21 protein-coding genes are annotated in these 20750 nt (G+C 72.7%); 14 read left to right on the top strand and 7 right to left on the bottom strand.

Features of this window, described 5'->3' with window-relative positions; all coding sequences use genetic code 11:
* Positions 1–87 precede the first annotated feature (87 nt).
* From ACCP09_RS22300 to ACCP09_RS22290, 3 genes are read left to right on the top strand one after another with little or no spacing between them, the layout of a single operon-like run.
* Positions 88–1392 (top strand): aspartate aminotransferase family protein, encoded by a 1305-nt coding sequence (locus tag ACCP09_RS22300; RefSeq protein ID WP_433749729.1) that lies wholly within the window; start codon positions 88–90, stop codon positions 1390–1392.
* Positions 1389–1796, top strand: coding sequence for a RidA family protein (locus tag ACCP09_RS22295; protein ID WP_431903315.1), 408 nt, complete (start codon positions 1389–1391; stop codon positions 1794–1796). The genes ACCP09_RS22300 and ACCP09_RS22295 overlap by 4 nt, the downstream gene beginning before the upstream one ends.
* Positions 1793–2884 (top strand): aminotransferase class V-fold PLP-dependent enzyme, encoded by a 1092-nt coding sequence (locus ACCP09_RS22290; protein ID WP_433749725.1) that lies wholly within the window; start codon positions 1793–1795, stop codon positions 2882–2884. Before ACCP09_RS22295 ends, ACCP09_RS22290 begins: the two co-directional genes overlap by 4 nt.
* On the opposite strand, the gene ACCP09_RS22285 is transcribed toward ACCP09_RS22290, so the two are convergent.
* From ACCP09_RS22285 to ACCP09_RS22255, 7 genes are all read right to left on the bottom strand, one after another.
* Complete coding sequence (locus ACCP09_RS22285) at positions 2881–3621, bottom strand: SDR family NAD(P)-dependent oxidoreductase (protein WP_433749722.1); 741 nt, start codon at positions 3619–3621, stop codon at positions 2881–2883. The genes ACCP09_RS22290 and ACCP09_RS22285 overlap by 4 nt on opposite strands.
* A complete protein-coding gene (locus ACCP09_RS22280) occupies positions 3618–4391 on the bottom strand; it encodes an alpha/beta fold hydrolase (protein WP_433749719.1) in 774 nt (257 codons plus the stop codon). Before ACCP09_RS22280 ends, ACCP09_RS22285 begins: the two co-directional genes overlap by 4 nt.
* Positions 4378–5667 (bottom strand): MFS transporter, encoded by a 1290-nt coding sequence (locus ACCP09_RS22275; protein WP_433749716.1) that lies wholly within the window; start codon positions 5665–5667, stop codon positions 4378–4380. The genes ACCP09_RS22280 and ACCP09_RS22275 overlap by 14 nt, the downstream gene beginning before the upstream one ends.
* Positions 5664–7070, bottom strand: a complete 1407-nt coding sequence (locus tag ACCP09_RS22270; RefSeq protein ID WP_433749713.1) for an MFS transporter — start codon at positions 7068–7070, stop codon at positions 5664–5666. Before ACCP09_RS22270 ends, ACCP09_RS22275 begins: the two co-directional genes overlap by 4 nt.
* 66 nt (positions 7071–7136) lie before the next feature.
* A complete protein-coding gene (locus ACCP09_RS22265) occupies positions 7137–8426 on the bottom strand; it encodes an MFS transporter (protein WP_433749710.1) in 1290 nt (429 codons plus the stop codon).
* Between the two features lie 59 nt (positions 8427–8485).
* Positions 8486–9601, bottom strand: coding sequence for an NDMA-dependent alcohol dehydrogenase (locus ACCP09_RS22260; RefSeq protein ID WP_433749708.1), 1116 nt, complete (start codon positions 9599–9601; stop codon positions 8486–8488).
* Positions 9602–9632: 31 nt separating this feature from the next.
* Positions 9633–11129, bottom strand: coding sequence for an aldehyde dehydrogenase family protein (locus tag ACCP09_RS22255; RefSeq protein WP_237335260.1), 1497 nt, complete (start codon positions 11127–11129; stop codon positions 9633–9635).
* 196 nt (positions 11130–11325) lie between these two features.
* Between ACCP09_RS22255 and ACCP09_RS22250 the strand changes: the two genes are divergently transcribed.
* The 11 genes from ACCP09_RS22250 to ACCP09_RS22200 all read left to right on the top strand — a co-directional run.
* Entirely contained in the window at positions 11326–11736 is a 411-nt protein-coding gene (locus ACCP09_RS22250) for a Zn-ribbon domain-containing OB-fold protein (RefSeq protein WP_433749704.1), read from the top strand.
* Positions 11733–12887 carry a thiolase family protein gene (locus tag ACCP09_RS22245; RefSeq protein WP_433749701.1) on the top strand — a complete coding sequence of 385 codons (1155 nt, stop codon included), beginning with the start codon at positions 11733–11735 and terminating at the stop codon, positions 12885–12887. The genes ACCP09_RS22250 and ACCP09_RS22245 overlap by 4 nt, the downstream gene beginning before the upstream one ends.
* Positions 12884–13390, top strand: a complete 507-nt coding sequence (locus ACCP09_RS22240; RefSeq protein WP_433749698.1) for an SDR family oxidoreductase — start codon at positions 12884–12886, stop codon at positions 13388–13390. The genes ACCP09_RS22245 and ACCP09_RS22240 overlap by 4 nt, the downstream gene beginning before the upstream one ends.
* Positions 13387–14112, top strand: coding sequence for an SDR family NAD(P)-dependent oxidoreductase (locus ACCP09_RS22235; RefSeq protein WP_433749695.1), 726 nt, complete (start codon positions 13387–13389; stop codon positions 14110–14112). Before ACCP09_RS22240 ends, ACCP09_RS22235 begins: the two co-directional genes overlap by 4 nt.
* Before the next feature lie 11 nt (positions 14113–14123).
* Entirely contained in the window at positions 14124–15137 is a 1014-nt protein-coding gene (locus ACCP09_RS22230) for a CaiB/BaiF CoA transferase family protein (RefSeq protein WP_433749692.1), read from the top strand.
* A gap of 80 nt (positions 15138–15217) precedes the next feature.
* Entirely contained in the window at positions 15218–15856 is a 639-nt protein-coding gene (locus ACCP09_RS22225; RefSeq protein WP_020415907.1) for a GntR family transcriptional regulator, read from the top strand.
* A gap of 79 nt (positions 15857–15935) precedes the next feature.
* A complete protein-coding gene (locus ACCP09_RS22220; protein WP_433749688.1) occupies positions 15936–17084 on the top strand; it encodes a thiolase family protein in 1149 nt (382 codons plus the stop codon).
* Positions 17081–17452: a Zn-ribbon domain-containing OB-fold protein gene (locus tag ACCP09_RS22215; RefSeq protein WP_237335253.1), complete on the top strand. Its 372-nt coding sequence runs from the start codon at positions 17081–17083 to the stop codon at positions 17450–17452. Before ACCP09_RS22220 ends, ACCP09_RS22215 begins: the two co-directional genes overlap by 4 nt.
* An 11-nt stretch (positions 17453–17463) precedes the next feature.
* Complete coding sequence (locus tag ACCP09_RS22210) at positions 17464–19032, top strand: class I adenylate-forming enzyme family protein (RefSeq protein WP_433749684.1); 1569 nt, start codon at positions 17464–17466, stop codon at positions 19030–19032.
* Positions 19025–19888, top strand: a complete 864-nt coding sequence (locus ACCP09_RS22205; RefSeq protein WP_433749681.1) for an SMP-30/gluconolactonase/LRE family protein — start codon at positions 19025–19027, stop codon at positions 19886–19888. The genes ACCP09_RS22210 and ACCP09_RS22205 overlap by 8 nt, the downstream gene beginning before the upstream one ends.
* Positions 19881–20750 (top strand): acyl-CoA dehydrogenase family protein (locus ACCP09_RS22200; protein ID WP_433749678.1); only part of this gene is annotated, 870 nt, incomplete at its 3' end. The genes ACCP09_RS22205 and ACCP09_RS22200, both read left to right, overlap by 8 nt.

Raw genomic sequence — 20750 nt, 5'->3', positions numbered from 1 at the left:
TTTGAAATTCGCGCCCGGCGACGGTGAGCCCGTCCGGGCGGCCGCCCTAGCGTGCGCAGGCGTCGCCATCCGCCGAAGGAGGAGCCCGTGCCCCACGCCGAGTTGTGGCAGCGCCACCGCCAGGTCATGCCGTCCTGGATGCAGCTCTACTACGACGAGCCGATCGAACTGGTCCGCGGCTCAGGGCGCCGCGTGACCGACGGCGAGGGCCGCGAGTACCTCGACTTCTTCGGCGGGTTGCTCGCCACCATGGTCGGCCACGACATCCCGGAGATCACCGAGGCGATCCGGGCGCAGGCCGGGCGTCTGCTGCACTCCTCGACGCTGTACCTGATCCGCAGCCAGGTCGAGCTCGCCGAGCGGATCGCGAAGCTGTCCGGCCTGCCCGACGCGAAGGTCTTCTTCGTCAACTCCGGCACCGAGGCCGTCGAGACGGCGCTGCTGCTGGCCACCCAGCGGCGCCGGTCGCACCAGGTGCTCGCGCTGCGTGGCAGCTACCACGGCCGGTCCTTCGGCACGGTCGCGGCCACCGGGATCCGGGGCTGGTCGGCCACCGCGCTCAGCCCGCTCGCGGTCACCTACGTGCACAGCGGCTACCGCTACCGCAGCCCCTTCGGTCACCTGGACGACGCCGCGTTCGTGGCGGCCTGCGCCGACGAGCTGCGCACGATCATCGAGACCTCCACCGCCGGGGACGTGGCGTGCCTGCTGGCCGAGCCGGTCCAGGGCGCGGGCGGGTTCGCCACCCCGCCCGAGGGCTTCTTCCCGGCGATGAAGGCCGTGCTCGACGACTACGGCATCCTGCTGATCTCCGACGAGGTCCAGTCCGGGTGGGGACGCACCGGCCGGTCGTTCTTCGCCATGCCGGGTTCCGGCGTGACCCCGGACGCCATCACCTTCGCCAAGGGCCTGGGCAACGGCGTCGCGATCGGCGGGGTCGTCGCGCCCGCCGGTCTGATGGACTGCCTCGGCGCGAACTCGATCTCCACCGCAGGCGGCAACCCGCTCGCCACGGCCGCCGGTGTCGCGACCCTGGACTACCTGCTCTCGCACGACCTGCAGGCGAACGCCGACAAGGTCGGCGAGCACCTGATGACCGGCCTGCGTGCGATCGCGGACGGTTGCCCGCTCGTCGGCGAGGTCCGCGGGATGGGGCTGATGATCGGCGTGGAACTCGTCGTGCCCGGCACCCGCGAACCGGCCGTGGCCGCGACCCTGCGCGTGCTGGAGGCCGCCCGGCAGCGTGGCCTGCTGGTCGGCCGCGGCGGCCTGCACGGCAACGTCCTGCGGGTCACCCCGCCGATGACCGTCACCGTCGCCGAGGCGGACGAGGCGCTCGCCGTGCTGCGCGAGGTCCTCACCACTGTGGAACGAACCGAGGAGAACGCATGATCAAGCGCTGGAACCCGGACACCGTCGCTGCCCCGATCGGGATGTACAGCCACCTGGCGCACGTTCCGCCCGGGCACGAGCTCGTGGTGATCTCCGGGCAGGTCGGCGCGCTGCCCGACGGCTCGCTCGCCGGTGCCGACGCCGAAGCCCAGACCGAGGCGATGTTCGCCAACCTCGAACGGCTCCTCGCCGCGGCGGGCGCGCAGCCGCGGCACCTGGTCAAGGTGTTCAGCATGGTGGCCGGCACCGAGCACCTGACCGGCTTCCGGTCCGTGGTGAAGCGGACCTTCACCCGCTGGTACCCGGACGGCGACTGGCCGGCCCAGTCGCTGATCGTGGCGGCCGCGCTCGCCCGGCCGGACATCCTGGTGGAGGTCGAGGCCATGGCCGCGGTGCCCCGGTGACGCCCGCCGAGTTCCGGGCGCTCTTCCCCGCGCTGCGCGACCAGGTGTGGCTGGACACGCCGGGCGCGCCGCCAGGGGCGGAGCCGGTGGTGACCGCGATGCGCGAGGTGCTCGACACGTGGTCCTCCGGCGGGTTCGACTGGCTCGCCTGGGACTCTGCCGCCGGCGATGCGCGGGAGCTGTTCGCCGGGTTTCTCGGCGTCCCGCCGGGCACGGTCGCCACGGTGTCCTCGCTCGCCGAGGCCGCCGCGACCGTCGCCGCGTCCCTGCCCCGTGGCCGGGTCGTGGTGGCGGAGCAGGACTTCCGCAGCAACCGGTTCCCCTGGCTGGCGCGGCACGACGTGGTGAGCGTCCCGGCGCGGGACGGCGTGACCCGGGCCGAGGACCTGATCGCTGCCCTCGACGAGGACGTGGCGCTGCTGGCGGTGAGCGAGGTGACCAGCCGCGAAGGGCAGCGGCTGGACCTTCCCGCGTTGCGCGCCGCGACCGACCGGGTCGGGGCGCGCCTGTTCGTCAACCTCACCCAGTCGCTCGGCGCGCTGCGGTTCGACCCGGCCGTGGCGCCCGACTACCTCGCGGTGCACGGCTACAAGTGGATGCTGTGCCCCCGGGGCGCGGCATGGCTGGTGGCGCGGCCGGACCGGGTGGCCGGGCTGCGGCCGCTGGCGCCCGGCTGGAAGTCCACCGCCGCGCCGCACGGCTACTTCGGCGGCGACCTGGACCTCGCACCGGACGCCGCCCGCTGCGACGCCTCACCGGCGTGGTTCTCCTGGCTGGGCGCCTGTGCTGCGCTGCGCCTGTTCCACCAGCTGGACCCGGCCGCGGTGGAACGGCACGTGCTCGGCCTGGCCGGGCAGCTGACCGACGAGGCGGCGGCACTCGGGCTGCAGCGTGTCCACAGTGGACCGGGTTCGCACATCGTCGTCCTGGCCACTGAGGACGCCGACCGGATCGCCCGGTCGCTGGCCGGGCACGGCGTGCGCGCCACCGCACTGGGCGACCGGGTCCGGTTCGGATTCCACTACTTCAACGACGAGTCCGACGTGGCGGCCGCGGTGCGGGCCCTCGCCGCCGCGCAGGCCCGCTAGGAAGCCAACCCGCCGTCCACGACGAACTCCGCGCCGGTGACGAAGGCGCTGGCCGGGGAGACCAGGAAGAGCACGGTCGCCGCGACCTCCTCGGCCAGACCCCGCCGCCCCAGCGGCGTCGCCGCGAGGACCTGGGCGTTCCACTCCTCGGTGATGACGTCCAGCATCCCGGTGTCGATGAACCCGGGGTGCACCGAGTTGACGCGAACCCCGTGCGCACCCAGCTCCACCGCGGCGCACTTCGTCATGCCACGCACCGCCCACTTGGTCGTGGAGTAGGCGATCTGCCCGGGATACGGCCGGTGCGAGGCGATCGAGGAGATGTTCACGATCGCCCCGCCACCGGCCGTCTTCATCACCGCGCCCGCGGCCCGCATCCCGAGGAAGGGGCCGCGCTGGTTGACCCGGTAGTGCTCGTCGAAGTCCTCCGGCGCCGTCCCGGTCACGTCCGGGCCCGGCCGGTAGATCCCGGCGTTGTTGACCAGGATCGCGGGCTGGCCGAGCCGCGCGACCGTGGCCTGGAGAAGCCGGTCCCACGAGTGCTCGCAGCCCACGTCGTGCGGCTCGTAGACCACCCGGTCGCCCAGTTCGGCGGCGAGGGCGCGTCCGTCGGTTTCGCGCCCGCCCGCGATCACCACCGCCGCACCGGCGTCCGCCAGCGACCGCACGATCGCGGCGCCGATGCCACGCGCGCCGCCGGTCACGATCGCGACCTGGCCATCCAGCTCGGCGCTCACCACGGCGCGATCCCGTCGACGAACCTCCGCAGCGCCTGGTTGACCACCTCGGGCTGCTCCTCGGTCACCAGGTGCCCGCTGTCCGCGACGCGCACGAACTCCGACCCCGGCAGGCGGGCGTGCATCGCCTCCGCGCGGGCGATCGGGATGCCGCCGTCGTCCTCGCCGTGGATGATCAGCGTCGGCACGGTGATCTCGGCCAGCTGCCCGAGCCGGTCCTCGCGGTCGATCCACGACCGGTACTCGCCCCACACGGAGCGCGACGGGCGCGCCCTCCACTTCCGCACCCACCGCCGCACGTGCTCCGGGTTCTCCGCGATCGTCCGCGGCCCGAAGATCACCGGCACGAACGCCTCGGCGAACTCCGCGCTGATCGGCTCCTCGGTGTCCATCGGCTCCAGCAGCGCCCCGAACCGCTCGCGCTCCTCCGGCGTGTACGCGTCGGCCATGGTGGACACCAGCACCAGTCCGGCCAGGCGAGCCGGGTGCTTGAGCGCCAGCTCGATCGCCATGAACCCGCCCACCGACATGCCGACCAGCACGAACCGGTCGATGCCGTCCACCACGTCGAGGCAGTCGGCGACCAGGTCGTCCAGCGAGCGTTCGGTGCCGTAGCGGGACGTGCCCGCCCGGCTGGTGTAGGCGATCGTCCGGTACGCCCCGGCCAGTGCCGCGATCTGCGGGTCGAACATCGTGCGGTCGAGCAGCGTGCCGTGGCTGAACACCACGGCCGGTCCCTCGCCGCGGTCGAGGACGTCACTGTCCAACATGGACTTCTCCCTTCACCGATGGAACCATCCGCTCCCGGAAGCACACGGCGGCCACCAGAGCCAGCAGTGCCGTCGCGGCCAGGTACCCGGCGGGCGCCAGCGAACTGCCGGTCGCGCCGATCAGCCACGTCGACACGAACGGCGCCGTGCCGCCGATCAGCGCCGCCGAGATGGTGTAGGCGAACGACGAACCGGCCGAGCGCACCCGCGCCGGGAAGATCTCCGTCATCGACACCAGCGTGGTCGACACCAGCGCCCCCATCAGCGACCCGAGCACGACCTGCCCGGCGATCGCGCCGGCCGGGGAACTGCGGATGACCGCGAGCACCGGCACCGCCAGCACGGCGATCGCCGCGGTGAGCGTGACCAGGACCGGCCGCCGCCCGATCCGGTCCGACCACGCCGACACGAACGGCATCGGCGCCAGCGCGGCGACCGCGCCGGCGAGCGTCGCGGTGAGCGCCAGCCCGGTGCCGAACCGGACGGTCTGCGTCAGGTACGACACCATGAACGTCAGCACCAGGTAGAACGCGGTCGTGTGCAGGCCGGCCAGCCCCGCCACGGTCAGGATCTCCCGCCGGTACCGCAGCGCCTCCCGCAGCGGCGACTGCGCCACCTCGTGCCGGTCGGCAAGCGCGCGGAACTCCGGCGTGTCCTCCAGGCGCAGCCGGATGTAGAGGCCGACGATGCCCAGCGGACCGGCGACGAGGAACGGGATCCGCCAGCCCCACGCGGCCATCGCCGCGTCACCGAGCGCCGCGGCCAGCGAGGCGACCACCAGGCTGCCGATCACGAACCCGACCACGGCGGAGAACATCAGCCAGCTGGTGGCGTACCCGCGCCGCCCCGGCGGGGCGTGCTCGATCATGAACGCCCCGACGCTGCCGAACTCGCCGCCGGTGGAGAAGTTCTGCAGCCCGCGCAACACGACGAGCAGCACCGGCGCGGCGATGCCGAGCGTGGCGTACCCGGGCAGCAGCCCGATCGCGAACGTCGACCCGCACATCAGCAGCAGCACCGTGACCAGTACCGGACGACGGCCGATGCGGTCGGCCAGCGGCCCGAAGAACAGGGCGCCCAGCGGGCGGAGCCCGAAGGTGAAGCCGAACACGCCGAAGGTGGCCAGCAGCCGGGCCATCGGGTCGGCGCCGGGGAAGAACGTCGCTCCGATGTGGACGGCCACGAAGCCGTACACGGAGAACTCGTACCATTCGACGAGGTGGCCGAAGACCGTGGCGAAGTAGATCCGCCCGCGCGGGACGGGGGCCTGCGTCACGACGCGCTCCCTTCGAGCGTGCTGGGCGTGGCGGGCCGGGCGGTCTCGTCGGCGAAGACCTGCTCCAGCGTCTTGCCGGTGACGCGGGGGCCGAACAGCCGGATGACGAGCGCGCCCGCGGCCAGCAGCGCGGCCATCACCGCGAACACGCCGCCGAACCCGATCGAGCCGAACGCCAGCCCGATGACGACCGGTGCGGTGAGCCCGCCCGCGTTGCCCGCCGTCGAGGCGAGCCCGGCGCCGGTGGCGCGGATGGCGGTCGGGTAGACCTCCGAGCAGTACGGGAACACGATGCCGGAGATGCAGGTGATGCAGATCGACAACGCCATCCCGATCAGCAGCAGGGCGATGCTGTCACGTGGTACGACCCCCAGCGCGAGCGAGGCGAGCGCGGCGAAGCCGAAGAACATCACCAGCAGCGTGCGGCGCTCGAACCGGTCGCTGACGGCGATCGCGGTCAGGTACCCGATCGGCTGGGCCACGAAGAGGAAGAAGCTGTAGGTGGCGGCGACGCCGGGGTCGACCCCGATCTCCAGGAACAGCGACGGCATCCAGGTGAAGAACCCGAAGAAGGCGAACAGGAACACGAACGAGCCGAGCCACGTCGCCACCGACACCCGCGCGAGACCGCCACGCCACACCTGCAGCGGCGACCAGGACATCGCGGGCGCGGCCGGTGCGACGACCTGCGCCGGCGGCACCGGCGGCAGAGCCGCGCCGCGGCGGGCGGCGATCACCCGCTCCTCCAGACGGGTCACCACGGCGTCCGCCTCGGCCACGCGTCCCTGGCTGAGCAGCCACCGCGGCGATTCCGGCAGGGAGCGCCGCCACCACAGCAGGACCAGCACCGGCAGGCCGCAGATCACCGCGGCGATGCGCCATCCGCCGTCCAGCGGCACGACCAGCGAACCGAGCACCGCCGCGGCCACGTTGCCGAGCGAGAAGAACAACGTCACTCCGCTGACGAACCGGCCACGGTTGTGCCCGGTCGCGAACTCGGAGATGTAGGGCGACACGATGGCGGCCTCCGCGCCCGCGCCGAGCCCGCCGATCACGCGGACCACGAGGATGAACGCGAACCCGTTGGCGAAGGCCAGCGCGATCGACGCGGCGCAGAACAGCAGCAACGCGTAGAGCATCACGCGTTTGCGGCCGAACCGGTCGCCGACCACGCCGGCCAGGATCGCGCCGACGATCATGCCCACCGGCGCGGCGCCGCCGATGAGGCCGATCTGGACGTTGTCCAGACCGAACTCCGCTTTCAGGTGCGGCAGCATGAAGCCGATGATCACGATGTCGAGCGCCTCGAACAGGTGGCCGAGGCCGCCCGCGAAGAGGATGCCGTACTGCGGGCGGCTCATCGGGAGCCGTTCGAGCCGGGCGAGGATGGTGCCGGTGGACATGGCGGCCTCCAGGGCAGAGGGCAGGGGGGAACGCCCGGACGGGCCGGGTCGCGTGGGGGAGTGGGATCAGGCGGTGTGCGCGGTGACGGCGGCCGGCTCGCCGAGCGGGCGGGCCGAGGTTTCCGGCAGCTTGCGGGCCAGCACGAGGCCGACCGCGGCGGCGATGACGGCGAGGTAGAGGGCAGGCGCGAGCGGGCTGCCCGTGGCGGCAGCGAGTGCCGCGGCCACGAGCGGGGCGGTGCCGGCGATGGGACCGACCCCGAGGCTGTAGGCCAGCGCCGAACCGCTGGACCGGGTGCGGGCCGGGAACAGTTCGACGAGCACGATCGACGACATCACGTTGAGACACGCCTGGGGGACGGCGAACAGGCACATGCCCAGCAGTGCCAGGCCCGGTGAGCCCGAGCCGACCAGCAGCAGCACCGGCACGGCCAGCACGGCGTGGGTCAGCGCGCCGCCGACGTAGACCGGGCGCCGCCCGGCCCGGTCGGACACCCACCCGGCCACCGGGCAGATCGCGGCGTAGAACAGCAGCGCGATCGAACTCACCGCCAGCGACGCGGTCCGGTTGCCGGTGGCTGACATCGCGTTGGTGAAGTACGTGGCCAGGTAGTAGAACCCGACCCCGGTGACCGCGGCGCAGGCGAACGCGAGCACCAGCGTGCGGCGTTCGGTCCGCAGCGCGGTGCGCACCGGGGTGGCGGCGACCTCGTCGCGTGCGCGCAGGCTCCGGTACACCGGCGTCTCGTCCAGGCGCAGCCGCAGGTACAGGCCGATCAGGCCGAGTGGTGCGGCGAGCAGGAACGGCAGCCGCCAGCCCCAGGACTGCATCTGCGCCGGGGTCAGCAGGTTCTCCAGCAGCAGCACCGATCCGGTGCCGGCCACGATGGCCAGGCCGCCGGAGGCGGAGATCAGGCTGGCGCGGAAACCGCGGCGGCCCGGCGGGGCGTACTCGGCGAGGAACGCCGACGCGCTCGTCCACTCGCCGCCCGCGGACAGGCCCTGGACGCAGCGCAGCAGCACCAGCAGCAGCGGCGCCCAGAACCCGATCGTGGCGTAGGAGGGGAGCAGGCCGATGAGGGTGGTGGCGCCGCTGATGCCGATGACGGCGGTGGACAGCGCGACGCGGCGGCCACGCCGGTCGCCGAGCGAGCCGAGCAGCGCGCCGCCCAGCGGGCGGAACACGAACGCGATGCCGAACACCGCCAGGGACGCCAGCAGCGAGGCGACGGAATCGCCGGTGGGGAAGAAGACGCGGCCGAGGGTGACGGCGACCGCGCCGTAGACGGCGAAGTCGAACCACTCGGTGAAGTTGCCGACCAGGGTGGCCGCGACGACCGCGGAGGGAGAGCGCATCGGTGAGCTCCTGGAGAGAAGCGGTGTGGCCGGCCCCCATCCGGCCACACCGGCGCGGTTTACTTGGTGTAGTCGATGATCCCGCGGATGATCTTGCCGTCGCGCAGGTCCTGGTACCCGTCGTTGATCTCGTCGAGCGTGTAGCGGGCGGTGATCAGCTCGTCGAGCTTGAGCCTGCCCGCGTCGTACATCCGCAGCATCTTCACGATGTCGTACTGCGGGTTGGACGAGCCGAACAGCGTGCCCTTGATCGTCTTCTGGTTGAACACCAGGTCCGAACCGGACACGTGCACCGTGAGGTTCGCCGGGTTCGCCACACCGGTGACGACGACCGTGCTGCCCTTGCCGATCACCGCGAAGGCGTCCGCGATGACCTTCTCCGTCATCACCCCGACCACGCAGATCGCCTGGTCGGCGCCCTCGCCCCAGGTCAGTTCGCGGACCGCGTCGGCGGCCTCCTCGGCGGTGGCGAACACGTGGGTCGCGCCGAACTCCTTGGCGGTCTGCCGTTTGAACTCGACCGGGTCGACGCAGATGACGTTCTTCGCCCCGGCCTGCACCGCACCCTGCACGGCGTTGATCCCGACGCCGCCGATCCCGTAGATCACCGTGGTGTCACCGGGTTTCACCTCGCCGGCGTTGACCGCGCTGCCGTACCCGGTCGGCACGCCACAGCCGACCAGCACCGCCTTGTCCAGCGGCAGCCAGTCGTCGACCTTCACGCACGACAGCTCGGACACGGTGGTGTACTCGGAAAAGGCGCCGAGCATGCAGAACGCGCCGATGTCGCCGAGCTCGGGGTCGTGCATGCGGAAGGTGCCGTCGGGCATGCTGCCCTCGAGGATGGTGGCGCCCATGTTGCACAGGTTCTGCTTGCCGGTGGAGCAGTAGCGGCACTTGCCGCAGCTGGGGATGAAGCTGCACACGACGTGGTCGCCCTCGGCGACCCGGGTGACGCCCGGGCCGACGCGCTCCACGACTCCGGCGGCTTCGTGGCCGCCGACGATCGGGAAACGCACGACGTTGTCGCCGTCCATCATGTGCAGATCGGAGTGGCACAGCCCGGCGGCGGAAACCTTGAGCAGGACCTCGTTGGGGCCGGGCTCGTCGAGTTCGACCTCCCGGACCTCGAAGGGCTGGTGGTAGCCGGTCAGCACGGCGGCGCGGGTCTTCATGGTGTCTCTACTTTCCGTTCGCGGGGGAGGGTCAGCCGTGGAAGGTCCACACGGACTTCGTTTCGAGGTAGCCGTCGAGGCTGTCCGGGCCGAGGTCGCGGCCGTAGCCGGACTGGGCGAAGCCGCCGAAGGGGGCGGCCGGGTCGGTCAGGCCCCAGCCGTTGACGTAGACGGTGCCGGCGCGCAGCGCGCGGGTCATGGCGTGCTCGGTGGCGACGCTGCCGGTCCACAGCCCGGCCGCGAGGCCGTAGTCGCTGGCGTTGGCGCGGCGGGCGGCCTCCTCGGCGTCGTCGAAGGGCAGCACGACCACGACCGGGCCGAAGATCTCCTCGCGCGCGCACTCCATGTCGTCGGTGGCGCCGGCGATCACGGTCGGCGGGTAGAAGAACCCGCCACCGGTGGGCAGTTCCCCGGCCTGGTGCACCTTCGCGCCTTCGGCCGCGGCCCGCTCGACGTAGCCGCGGACCCGCTCCACCTGGCGCTCGTTGACCAGCGGCCCGAAGTCGACGCCCGCGTCCAGGCCGTGGCCGATCGACAACGCGGCCGCCTCGGCGAGCAGCTTGTCCACCACCTCGTCGTGGATGTCGCGCTGCACGAACAGCCGCGACGGCGCGCTGCAGGTTTGGCCGGAGTGCCAGAAGATCCCGCCCGCGGAACCGGCGACGGCGGCGTCGAGGTCCGCGTCGCCGAAGATGATGTTCGCGCTCTTGCCGCCCAGTTCCAGGGTGACCCGCTTGAGCAGGTCCGAGGCGTCGCGGGCGATGCGGCGGCCGACGGCGGTCGAGCCGGTGAACGACAGCTTGCGCACGCCCGCGTGCGCCACCAGCGCCTGCCCGGCCTCGTCGCCGTAGCCGGGCACCACGTTGAGCACGCCGGGCGGCAGGCCCGCCTCGACGGCGAGTTCGGCGAGCCACAGCGCGGACAGCGGGGTCTCCTCCGATGGCTTGAACACCACCGGGCACCCGGCGGCCAGCGCGGGCGCCATCTTCCAGGCGCACAGCAGCAGCGGGAAGTTCCACGCCGTGATCGCCCCGGCGACCCCGACGGGTTCCCGCTCGGTGCGGACGTGGATGCCCGGGTGCGAGACGGGCACCGTGGTGCCCTGGATCTTGCTCGGCCAGCCCCCGTAGTAGAGGAAGGTCCGCGCGGCGAACTCGACGTCGATGGCGCGGGCCGCGCCGCGCACCTTGCCCGCGTCGAGCACCTCCAGCTCCGCGAACTCGTCGGCCCGGGCGTAGATCGCCTCGCCGATGCGGGTCAGGACGCGCCCGCGCTCCAGCGGGGTCATCCGCCGCCACTCGGAGGCGGGGTCGAAGGCGCGCGCGGCCGCGGCGACCGCGTCGTCGATGTCGGCCGCGCCGGCGCACGCCGTGGTCGCGATCGGCTCGCCGGTGCCCGGGTCCAGGACCGGGCGGGTCCGGCCGCTGCGGGCCTCGCGGCGCTCGCCGCCGATGAACAGGTGTGGGTCCGCGGCGAGGCGGGAGGCCACGACGGGAGCCAGGCCCCGGGCGGGTGTCGTCGTTGACATCAGCGTCTCATCCTCTTCGATATTTGATACAAACTAGTTGTGACGGAGGCTACGTCAGCGCGGCCGTGGTGTCCAGGATGTGTCGGAAAAACCTAGAAGTCGCAGCTAGTAGCGCTGTCTTGCTCGTGAGGCTTGTCTGATCATGTATCAAACTTGTACCGTCGTGGGTGTTCATCGAAGACAGCTGGAGGTTCCGATGCCCGCCGTCGCCGCGGCCCGCCCCTTCCGGGACGGGCTGCTGAAGCTGACCCCGCCACGCCTGCTCGGGTCCCGGTGTGACCGGTGCGCCACGGTCTCGTTCCCGGCGCGGGAGTTCTGTCCCGGCTGCCGCGCGGTCGAGGGGATCCGCGGGACCGAGCTCTCGCCCGCCGGCACGGTGTACAGCTTCACCGTCGTCCGGCAGGCGCCGCCCGGCGTCGAGGTGCCCTACGTGCTGGCCTACATCGACCTGCCGGAGGGGGTCCGTGTGCTCGCCCAGATCAGCGGGGTCGCGCCCGAGGACGTCGCGATCGGCCTGCCCGTGCACCTGGAGCTGACGACCACCGGCCAGGACGCCGACGGCGCCGACCTGGTCGGCTACCGGTTCCGCGCGGGGGTGGCGGCATGACGCTCGCACCCGCCCACGTCGCCGGCGCCGGCATGATCCGGTTCGGCAAGTACCCCGCCGACGTGACCCTGGAGCGCATGGCCGTCGGCGCCGCCCGCGCCGCGCTCACCGACGCGAGCGCCGAACTGTCCCAAGTGGACGCCCTGTACGTCGGGCACGTCTTCGGCGGCCCGGTCGCCGGGCAACGCGTCGCGGCGCAGCTCGGCCTCGACGGGCGCCCGGTGTCCAACCACGAGAACTACTGCGCCAGCGGGGCCACCGCCTTACGTGAGGCGTGGGTGGCCCTGGCCGCGGGCCTGCACGACGTCGTGTTGGTGATCGGCGTGGAGAAGATGACCGACCGGGTGTCCGGGGGCGTGCGGCCCGACCCGGGTGACCTGGACGCGGCGGTCGGGTACGTGATGGCCGCCGGTCACGGGCTCAGCGCCCGCCGGTACATGGCCGATCACGGCGCGACCCGCGAGCAGATCGCCGCGGTCGCGGTGAAGAACCACGCCCACTCGGTGCACAACCCGTTCGCCCAGTACCAGCGGCCGGTCACCTTGCAGGAGGTGCTGTCCGCGCGGCCGATCGCCGAACCGCTCGGGCTGCTGGACTGCAGCCCGATCTCCGACGGCGCCGCGGCGATGCTGCTGTGCAGCCCGGCCGGCCTGCGCCGCCTCGGCGTGGCCGGTTCCGTGCCACGCATGCTGGGCTGCGCGCTCGTCAGCGGCAGCGTGCGGCCGGGCATCGGCGACGTCAACGAGGAGGACGTCTCGCGCCGGGCCGCCGAGGAGGCCTGGAAGCTCACCGGCACCGGCCCGGAGGACATCGACCTGGTCGAGATGCACGACTGCTTCACGATCGCCGAGATCGTCCGGATGGAAGGACTCGGCCTGATCCCGCGCGGCGAAGGAGCGGCGTGGACCGAGGCCGGGCGCACCGCGCTCGGCGGGCGGCTGCCCGTCAACCCCAGCGGCGGGCTGCTCTCACGCGGGCACCCGGTCGGCGCCACCGGCGTCGCCCAGGCCTGCGAGCTGACCTGGCAGCTGCGCGGCACCGCCGGGGCCCGGCAGGTCGAGGGTGCGCGCGTCGGGCTGAGCTACTGCAAGGGCGGCACGGTCAACGGCACGGACGGAGGATCGGTGACGACGCTGGTGATGTCCCGATGACGCAGGTGACCACGACCGTGCCCGTGTGGGGCGGCTCCGCCGCACTCACCGCGGCACTGTCCACTCTGGAATCGCCGGTCCCCGCCGCGTGCCTGGCCCCGGACCTGCCCGGCGACCGGGACCTGGAAGGGCTGTCCGACGAACTGCTCGACGCCGAGATCGGTGACGTGCTCGCCGGTGTGCTGGCCGAGGTGCAGCGGCAGCTGCCCGCGCTGTCCGGGGCAGGACGGCTGGTGTTCCTGATCCCGGCCGAGGCCGCGCTGGGCCGTCCGCACGCCACCGCGGCCGGGGCGGTCGCGGGCGGTGTGCTGTCGATGGCGCGGACGCTGGCGATCGAGCTCGCCCGGGACGGCATCACGGTCAACACCGTGCTCTACGCCGACGGCGCCGAAACCGCGGTCGCCCACCAGGTGTCCGCGCTGCTCGCCGCCGACGGCGGGGACATCACCGGACAGGAGATCTACGTGACCGCGGGCAGCGGTCTGGGGAGGTTGCGGCCATGAAGACCGCGCTCGTGACCGGCGGCGCCGGTGGCATCGGCCGGGGCGTCTGCGAACGGCTGGCCCGTGAGGCCGACGTCGTGGTCGTCGCCGACCTCGATCCGGCGGAGGCCGCGGCGGAGATCGGCCCGAAGGCGCGGCCGATGGTCCTGGACGTCGCCTCCCGCGAGTCCCGCGAGCAGGTCGCCGCGGCCTGCGTGGCGGAGTTCGGCGGCGTCGACATTCTGGTCAACTGCGCCGGCGTGCTCCAGGACGCGCGGGTCGGCCGCCTCGACCCGGTGCTGTTCCGCCGCCTGCTCGCGATCAACCTGCTCGGCCCGCTGGCGCTGACGCGGCTGCTGCTGCGCCCGATGGCGCGGCGCGGCGGGGGAGCGGTGGTCAACATCGCCTCCCGCGCCTGGCTGGGCACCTTCGGCTCCACCGCCTACTCCACGGCCAAGGGCGGGCTGGTCGGCGCCACCCGGTCGCTGGCGCTGGAGGTCGCGCGCCAGGGCATCACCGTCAACTGCGTCGCGCCCGGGTTCGTCGCCACCCGGATGACCGAGGGGCTGCCGGACCGCATCCGCGAACGCACCCTGGAGGCGATCCCGGTCGGCCGCGCCGGGCACCCCGGCGACGTCGCCGACGCGGTGGCCTACCTGGCCGGCGCCTCCTACGTCACCGGGCAGGTGCTCGTCGTGTGCGGTGGGCGCAGCATCGGCGACCCGTACCGGCAGCCGGCGTGAAGGGAACACGGATGGGACCGCTGAACGGACTGCGCGTGGTGGAGTTCGCCGGGCTCGGCCCGGCGCCGTTCGCCGCGATGATGCTCGCCGACGCCGGCGCCGAGATCGTGCGGATCGACCGCCCGGGCAGCGACCGGGACGGCGGCATCCTCGACCGCGGCCGCCGCACTGTGCACCTCGACCTCAAATCCGACGACGGCCTGGCACGGGCCCGCGAGCTGATCACCTCCGCCGATGTCCTCATCGAGGGATTCCGGCCGGGCGTCATGGAACGGCTGGGCCTGGGCCCGCGGGCGTGCGCGGAGCTCAACCCGCGCCTGGTCTACGGCCGCATGACCGGCTGGGGGCAGGACGGCCCGCTGGCCGCCAAGGCCGGGCACGACATCAACTACCTCGCCGTCACCGGCGCCCTGCGCTCGATCGCCCGGCGGGGACAGGCGCCGGTGCCGCCGCTCAACCTCGTCGGGGACTACGGCGGCGGCGGGATGCTGCTCGCCTTCGGGCTGCTGGCCGCGCTGCGGGAGCGCGACGCCACCGGCCGCGGCCAAGTCGTCGACGCCGCCATGGTCGACGGCGTCAGCCTGCTGATGTCCGGCATCTGGCAGCGCGTCGCCGACGGCCGCTGGCAGCCCGAGCCCGGCACGAACGACATCGACACCGGCGCGCCGTTCTACGACGTCTACGAGACCGCCGACGGCGAGTACCTGGCCGTGGGCAGCATGGAGCCGCAGTTCTACGAGCGGCTGGTGCGCGCGCTGGGCCTGGACCCCGCCCGGTTGCCGGACCAGTGGGACCGGGAGTCCTGGCCTGCCACCAAGAAGCTGTTCGCGGAGATCTTCGCCGGCCGCACCCGCGCCGAGTGGGCCGAGGTGTTCGAGCCGCTCGACGCCTGCGTCACGCCCGTGCTGAGCATGACCGAGGCCGCCGCCGACCCGCACCTGACGGCGCGGTCGACGCTGCGGGTGGACGGCGACCGGGTGGAGCCCGCGCCTGCCCCGCGCATTTCCTCGATCATCGAGGAGTAACGTTGATAAAGTATCCGGCAGCAGCGACACGGGGACGGGGTGGCGGCATGGCCAGGGCGGCACAGCCGAAGCGGCGGAGCATGAGCGACGAGGTCGCCGCCCACATCCGCGAACGCATCTTCGACGGCACCCTCGAACGCGGGCAGCGCGTGCCGCAGGACGCGATCGCCGCCGAGCTCGGCGTGAGCCGCCTGCCCGTCCGGGAAGCCCTCATCACCCTGGAGACCGAGGGCCTGGTCGACACCGAGCCGCACCGCGGCACGTTCATCGTGCCGATCCGCCAGGAGGACATCGAGGACCACTACCGGATCTACGGCATGGTCCAGGGCCTGGCGACCGCTCGGGCGGCCACGCGGATCACCGAGCCGGTCCTGCGCAAGCTGGAGGAGCTGCACGAGCAGATGCAGCGCAGCACCGACGGCGACGAGCTGCACGACCTCAACTGGGAGTTCCACTCCCTGATCAACAAGACCGGGGGCAGCCGCCGTCTGCTGTCGGTGCTGCGGCAGCTGTCCCGCAACCTGCCGCGCTCGGTGTACGAGGTGCCCTCCGGCGGCGGTCCCGAGGCGAACAAGGGACACGCCCGGATCCTGCGCGCCCTGCGGGACGGCGATGCGGCGGCCGCCGACGCCGCCAGCCGGGAGCACGTCCGGCTGGAGGGCGACCACGTGGTGCGCACGCTGCGGGACCAGGGCGTCCTGGCCGACGACGCGTTCTGAGCAGGCCCGTTCCGTCCGGGGCCTTGCTTTCCGGACTGAGTTTATACATTATCAAGTATCAGACGACGAGGGAGTCGTGATGAACAGGCCACTCGCGGCCGTCGCCGGGGTGGGCACCACCCGCTTCGGCAAGCTGCCCGGCCACTCCGCCGACGACCTGGCCGGCTGGGCGCTCCGCGAGGCGCTGGCCGACGCCGGGATGGACGTCCGGGACATCGACGGGCTGGTCGCCTGCCGGGTCACCGGCTACGAATCCTTCGCCTCGGCCCACGGCCTGCAGCCCCGGTGGTGCGTGCCGCTGCCCGCCGAGGGCCGGATGTGCGGTGCGGCGATCGAACTGGCGACCGCCGCTCTGCGCACGGGGCAGTGCCGGACCGTGGCGCTGGTCTACGGCAACGACGGCCGCTCCGCGGGCGCCACCTACGGCGCAGGCGGCACCGGCTACACCGCGGCGGGGGAGGGCTACGGCACCGCGCCGGAACTGACCCGGCCCTACGGCATGACCTCCCCAGGCGCGTTCTCGGCGCTGATGTTCCAGCGGCACCGCCACCAGTACGGCACCACCGAGGAGCAACTGGCCGAGGTGGCGCTGACCTTCCGCCGCCACGCCGCCCTCAACCCGGCGGCGGTGATGCGCGACCCGCTCGACCTGGAGACCTACCTGGCCTCGCGCTACATCGTCGAACCGCTGCACCTGTTCGACTACTGCCTGATCAACGACGGAGGCGTGGCGATGATCCTCACCACCGCCGACCGCGCCCCGGACCTGCCGCGGCCGCCGGTGTACGTCCGCGGCGCCGCCCAGCGGGCCCAGTTCCTCGGCTCCGACTTCCCGCCCGAGGACTTCTGGGCCGGGGCGATCGGCGAGGCCGGCACGGAGTCGCTGCGCCAGGCCGGCGTCGACCGGGCCGACGTGGACGGCCTGATGCTCTACGACAACTTCAGCCCCAACGTCCTGTTCACCCTGGAAGGCCTGGGCTATTGCCCCCGTGGGGAGTCCGGGCGCTGGATCCAGGACGGCCGGATCGGGCTGGGCGGGGAGCTCCCGGTCAACACCTCCGGCGGGCACCTGTCCGAAAGCTACCTGCAGGGCTGGGGTCTCAACGTAGAGGCCGTGCGGCAGCTGCGCGGCGAATGCGGCGCACGGCAGATCCCCGGCGCGACCCACATCCAGTACGCCTGCGCCGCGCCGCTGGTGTCCTCCGTCGTGTACGGGAGCCGGCCGTGAACACCATCGACCTCACCCCGCACCTCGCCGGTCTCGAAGCCGGGCAGCTGCGCGTGGCGCGGTGCCGGGCCTGCGGCGAGTCCCGCTTCCCGCCCAAACCGGTCTGCCCGCACTGCCGGGTCCACGGCGACATCGAGTGGTTCACCGCAGCCGGCACCGGCACGGTGTGGTCCTACGCCGTGTTCCGCAAGGCCTATTTCCCGCCGCCGGGACCGCAGCCGCCGTACGTCGTCGCGGTCGTGCTGCTGACCGAGGGCGTCAAGATCATCAGCAACGTCACCGGCGGCGACGTCCGCGTCGGCCTGCCCGTGACGGCTACGTTCGAGCGCGTGAACGGCACCCCGCTGGTGCGGTTCCGGCCCGCCTGAAGGAGTCCACTGTGGATCACTACCGGCTTCTCGACCAGGACACCCTGCCCGGGGTGCTGCGTGCCCTCGGCGAGCACTTCGGCGACCACGAGGCCGTGGCCGCCGCCGACGGCCGCGCCACCTTCGCCGGCCTGCTCGGCGCGTGTGAACGGATGGCTGCGGGCTACGCGGCCGCGGGACTGCGGCCGGGCGACCGGGTGGGCGTGCTGCTGCCCAACGGGCTGCGCTGGCTCACCGCGACCCTCGGCGCGCACCTCGCCGGTCTCGTCGCGGTCCCGGTCAACACCTGGTACCGCTCCTCCGAATACGCCTACGTGATCGAGCGGGCCGGGCTGCGCGCGGTCGTCACCGACGACAAGCTGTTCGGCCGCGACGTCCTCGCCGACCTCGCGCAGGCCGGGTACGGCGAGCTCTACGGCGAGTCCCGCCGCGACTACCTCGGCGCGCTCACCTGGCCCGCCGGCGCGGAGCTGCCCCCGGCGCTGCCCGCCGGCCCGCCCGTCGACGTGCCGGTCGGCCCCGGCGACCTGGCGGCGATCCTGTTCACCAGCGGTAGCACCGCGAAACCCAAACCGGTCCCGCTGCGCCACGGCCCGCTGGTGGCCAACCCCCGCGAGATCGGCCGCCGACAGCACCTGCGCCCCGGCGACCGGCTGTGGATCTCGGCGCCGTTCTTCTTCGGTTACGGCACGGCCAACGCCCTGCCCGTCGCCCTCACCCACGCCACCACGCTGTGCCTGCAGGAACGCCTCGACGGCGAGGAGGCGCTGGCCTTCATCGAACGGGAGCGCTGCACCGTCTACTACGGACTCGCGCCCACCACGCGGGCGCTGCTGTCCGCGCCGTCGTTCGGCAAGCGCGATATCTCCTCGTTGCGCACCGGCACGTGCGGGTTCACCGCCGAGGACAAGCGCCTGGTGATCGAGGAACTCGGCGTCACGCAGGTGTGCAGCATGTACGGGCTCACCGAAGGCTACGGGCACTCCACGGTCAGCGACGCGCTCGACCCGGTGGAGGTCAAGCTGAGTACCTGCGGCACCGCACTGCCCACGCAGCAGGTCCGGATCGTCGACGACGCCGGGCGGCCGTGCCCGGCCGGGGTGACCGGGGAGATCGAGCTGTCCGGCGCGGTGATCGACGGCTACCTCGACGCGCCCGAACTCGACGCCGAGGCCATCCGCCGCGGCGGCTGGTTCCGCACCGGCGATCTGGGGTGGCTCGACGAGCACGGCCGGCTGCACTTCGCCGGGCGGCGCAAGGAGATGATGAAGATCAAGGGCATCAACATCGCCCCAGCCGAGGTCGAGGACATCCTCATCGCGCACGAGGCCGTCGATCAGGCCTTCGTCATGGGCGTGCCCGGCGAGAACGGTGACGAGGTGATGGCCTGCGTGCTGGTGCCCCGCGACCCGGGCGCCGACCGGGACGGGCTCGTCGCCGACCTGACCGCCCACATCCGCGGACAGGCGGCCGGGTACAAGGTGCCGTCGCGGTTCGTGCTGATGACCGCCGCCGACCTGCCGCTCACCGACACCGGCAAGGTCAGCAAGCTGAAGCTGCGTGAGGTGTTCGATGCCTGACATCCGGTTGCTCACCAGCGGCGCGGGCTTCACCGAAGGTCCGTTGTGGACCAGCGACGGCCGCCTGCTCGTGACCAGCGTGTCCCGCGGACAGGTCCTCGAACTCGACCACCGCACCGGCGCCGTCGTGCGACGCGTCGAGACCGGCGGCGGCCCGAACGGGCTGGCCGAGGACGAGCACGGCCGGGTGTGGGTCGCCCAGAACGGGGGATCGGTGCGGCGGAGCAGCTCGCACCGCCCGGCCGCCGCGGGACTGCAGACCCTGCTCGGCGGCACCGTCCTGGACGCCCTCACCGCCGGGGTGCGCGCGCCCAATGACCTGGTCCGCGGCCCGGACGGGCGGATCTGGTTCACCGATCCCGGCAGCCCGCACGAGGAGGGCCCCGGCCAGGTGTTCGGCTACGACCCGCGGGACGGGCGGCTCGAGGTGGTCGCCGACGGGATCGGCTTCCCCAACGGGCTGGCCTTCCGCGGCGACCGGTTGATCGTCGCCGCGACCCGCGAACGCCGTCTGCTCGGTTACACCTGGGACGGGGCGTCCCTGCGCTTCGACGGTGTCCTCGCTGTCCTTCCGGGCGGCCCGGACGGCCTGGCGTTCGACGCCGACGGGCGGCTCTACGCGGCGCTGCCCGACGCCGACCGGATCGCCGTGCTCGACACCGACGGCACCCCACTGGCGCCCATCCGCTTCCCGGACGGCACCTTCCCGACCAACCTGTGCTTCGCGGGCCCGGCCCGCGACACGCTCATCGTTACGGCGGCCAAGGGCGGCCGGGTGCTCGCCCTCGACGGCGTCGCCACCGGACCCCGGCACCTCGTGCCGCCACCCACCACCGCGAGGACACACCATGCCTGAGCTGAGCACCGAAGAGCAGTTCATCGTCGACACCGTGCGGGACTTCGTGGACCGCGAGGTGCGGCCCGTGGCGCGGGAGCTGGAGCACGACAACGCCTATCCGGAGAAGCTCATCGAGGCGATGAAGGAGATGGGCATCTTCGGCTTGGCGATCCCGGCGCCGTGGGGCGAGGTCGCGGTGTCGATGCCGTGCTACGTCCAGGTCACCGAGGAGCTGGCGCGGGGCTGGATGAGCCTGGCCGGGGCGATGGGCGGGCACACGGTGGTGTCGAAGCTGATCGCCACGTTCGGCACGCCTGAGCAGCGGGACCGGTACCTGCCGCCGATGGCGACCGGGGAGATCCGGGCGACCATGGCGCTGACCGAGCCGGGTGGCGGATCCGATCTGCAGGCGATGACCACCACGGCCCGGCGCGAGGGGGACCACTACGTGGTCAACGGCGCGAAGACGTGGATCACCAACTCCCGCCGCTCCCAGCTGATTGCGCTGTTGTGCAAGACCGATCCGGCCGCCACGCCGCGGCACGCGGGGATGAGCATTCTGCTGGTGGAACACGGCGACGGGCTCACCGTGTCCCGTGATCTGCCGAAGCTGGGCTACAAGGGCGTGGAGAGCTGCGAGCTGTCCTTCGACGGGTACCGCGCACCGGTGGACGCGCTGCTGGGTGGCGCCGAGGGCGAGGGGTTCGCGCAGATGATGAAGGGCCTGGAAGTGGGCCGGATCCAGGTGGCGTCCCGGGCCCTGGGCGTGGGGCGGGCCGCGCTGGAGGATTCGTTGCGGTATGCCCAGGAGCGGGAGTCGTTCGGCAAGCCGATTTGGCAGCATCAGTCGATCGGGAATTATCTGGCGGATATGGCGACG

It is taken from the genome of Amycolatopsis sp. 3B14 (assembly GCF_050958625.1).
Classification (GTDB): Bacteria; Actinomycetota; Actinomycetes; order Mycobacteriales; family Pseudonocardiaceae; genus Amycolatopsis_E; species Amycolatopsis_E thermoflava.
Note: the sequence above shows the minus strand (reverse complement) of the source record. Positions and strands in the feature narration are given on the sequence as shown.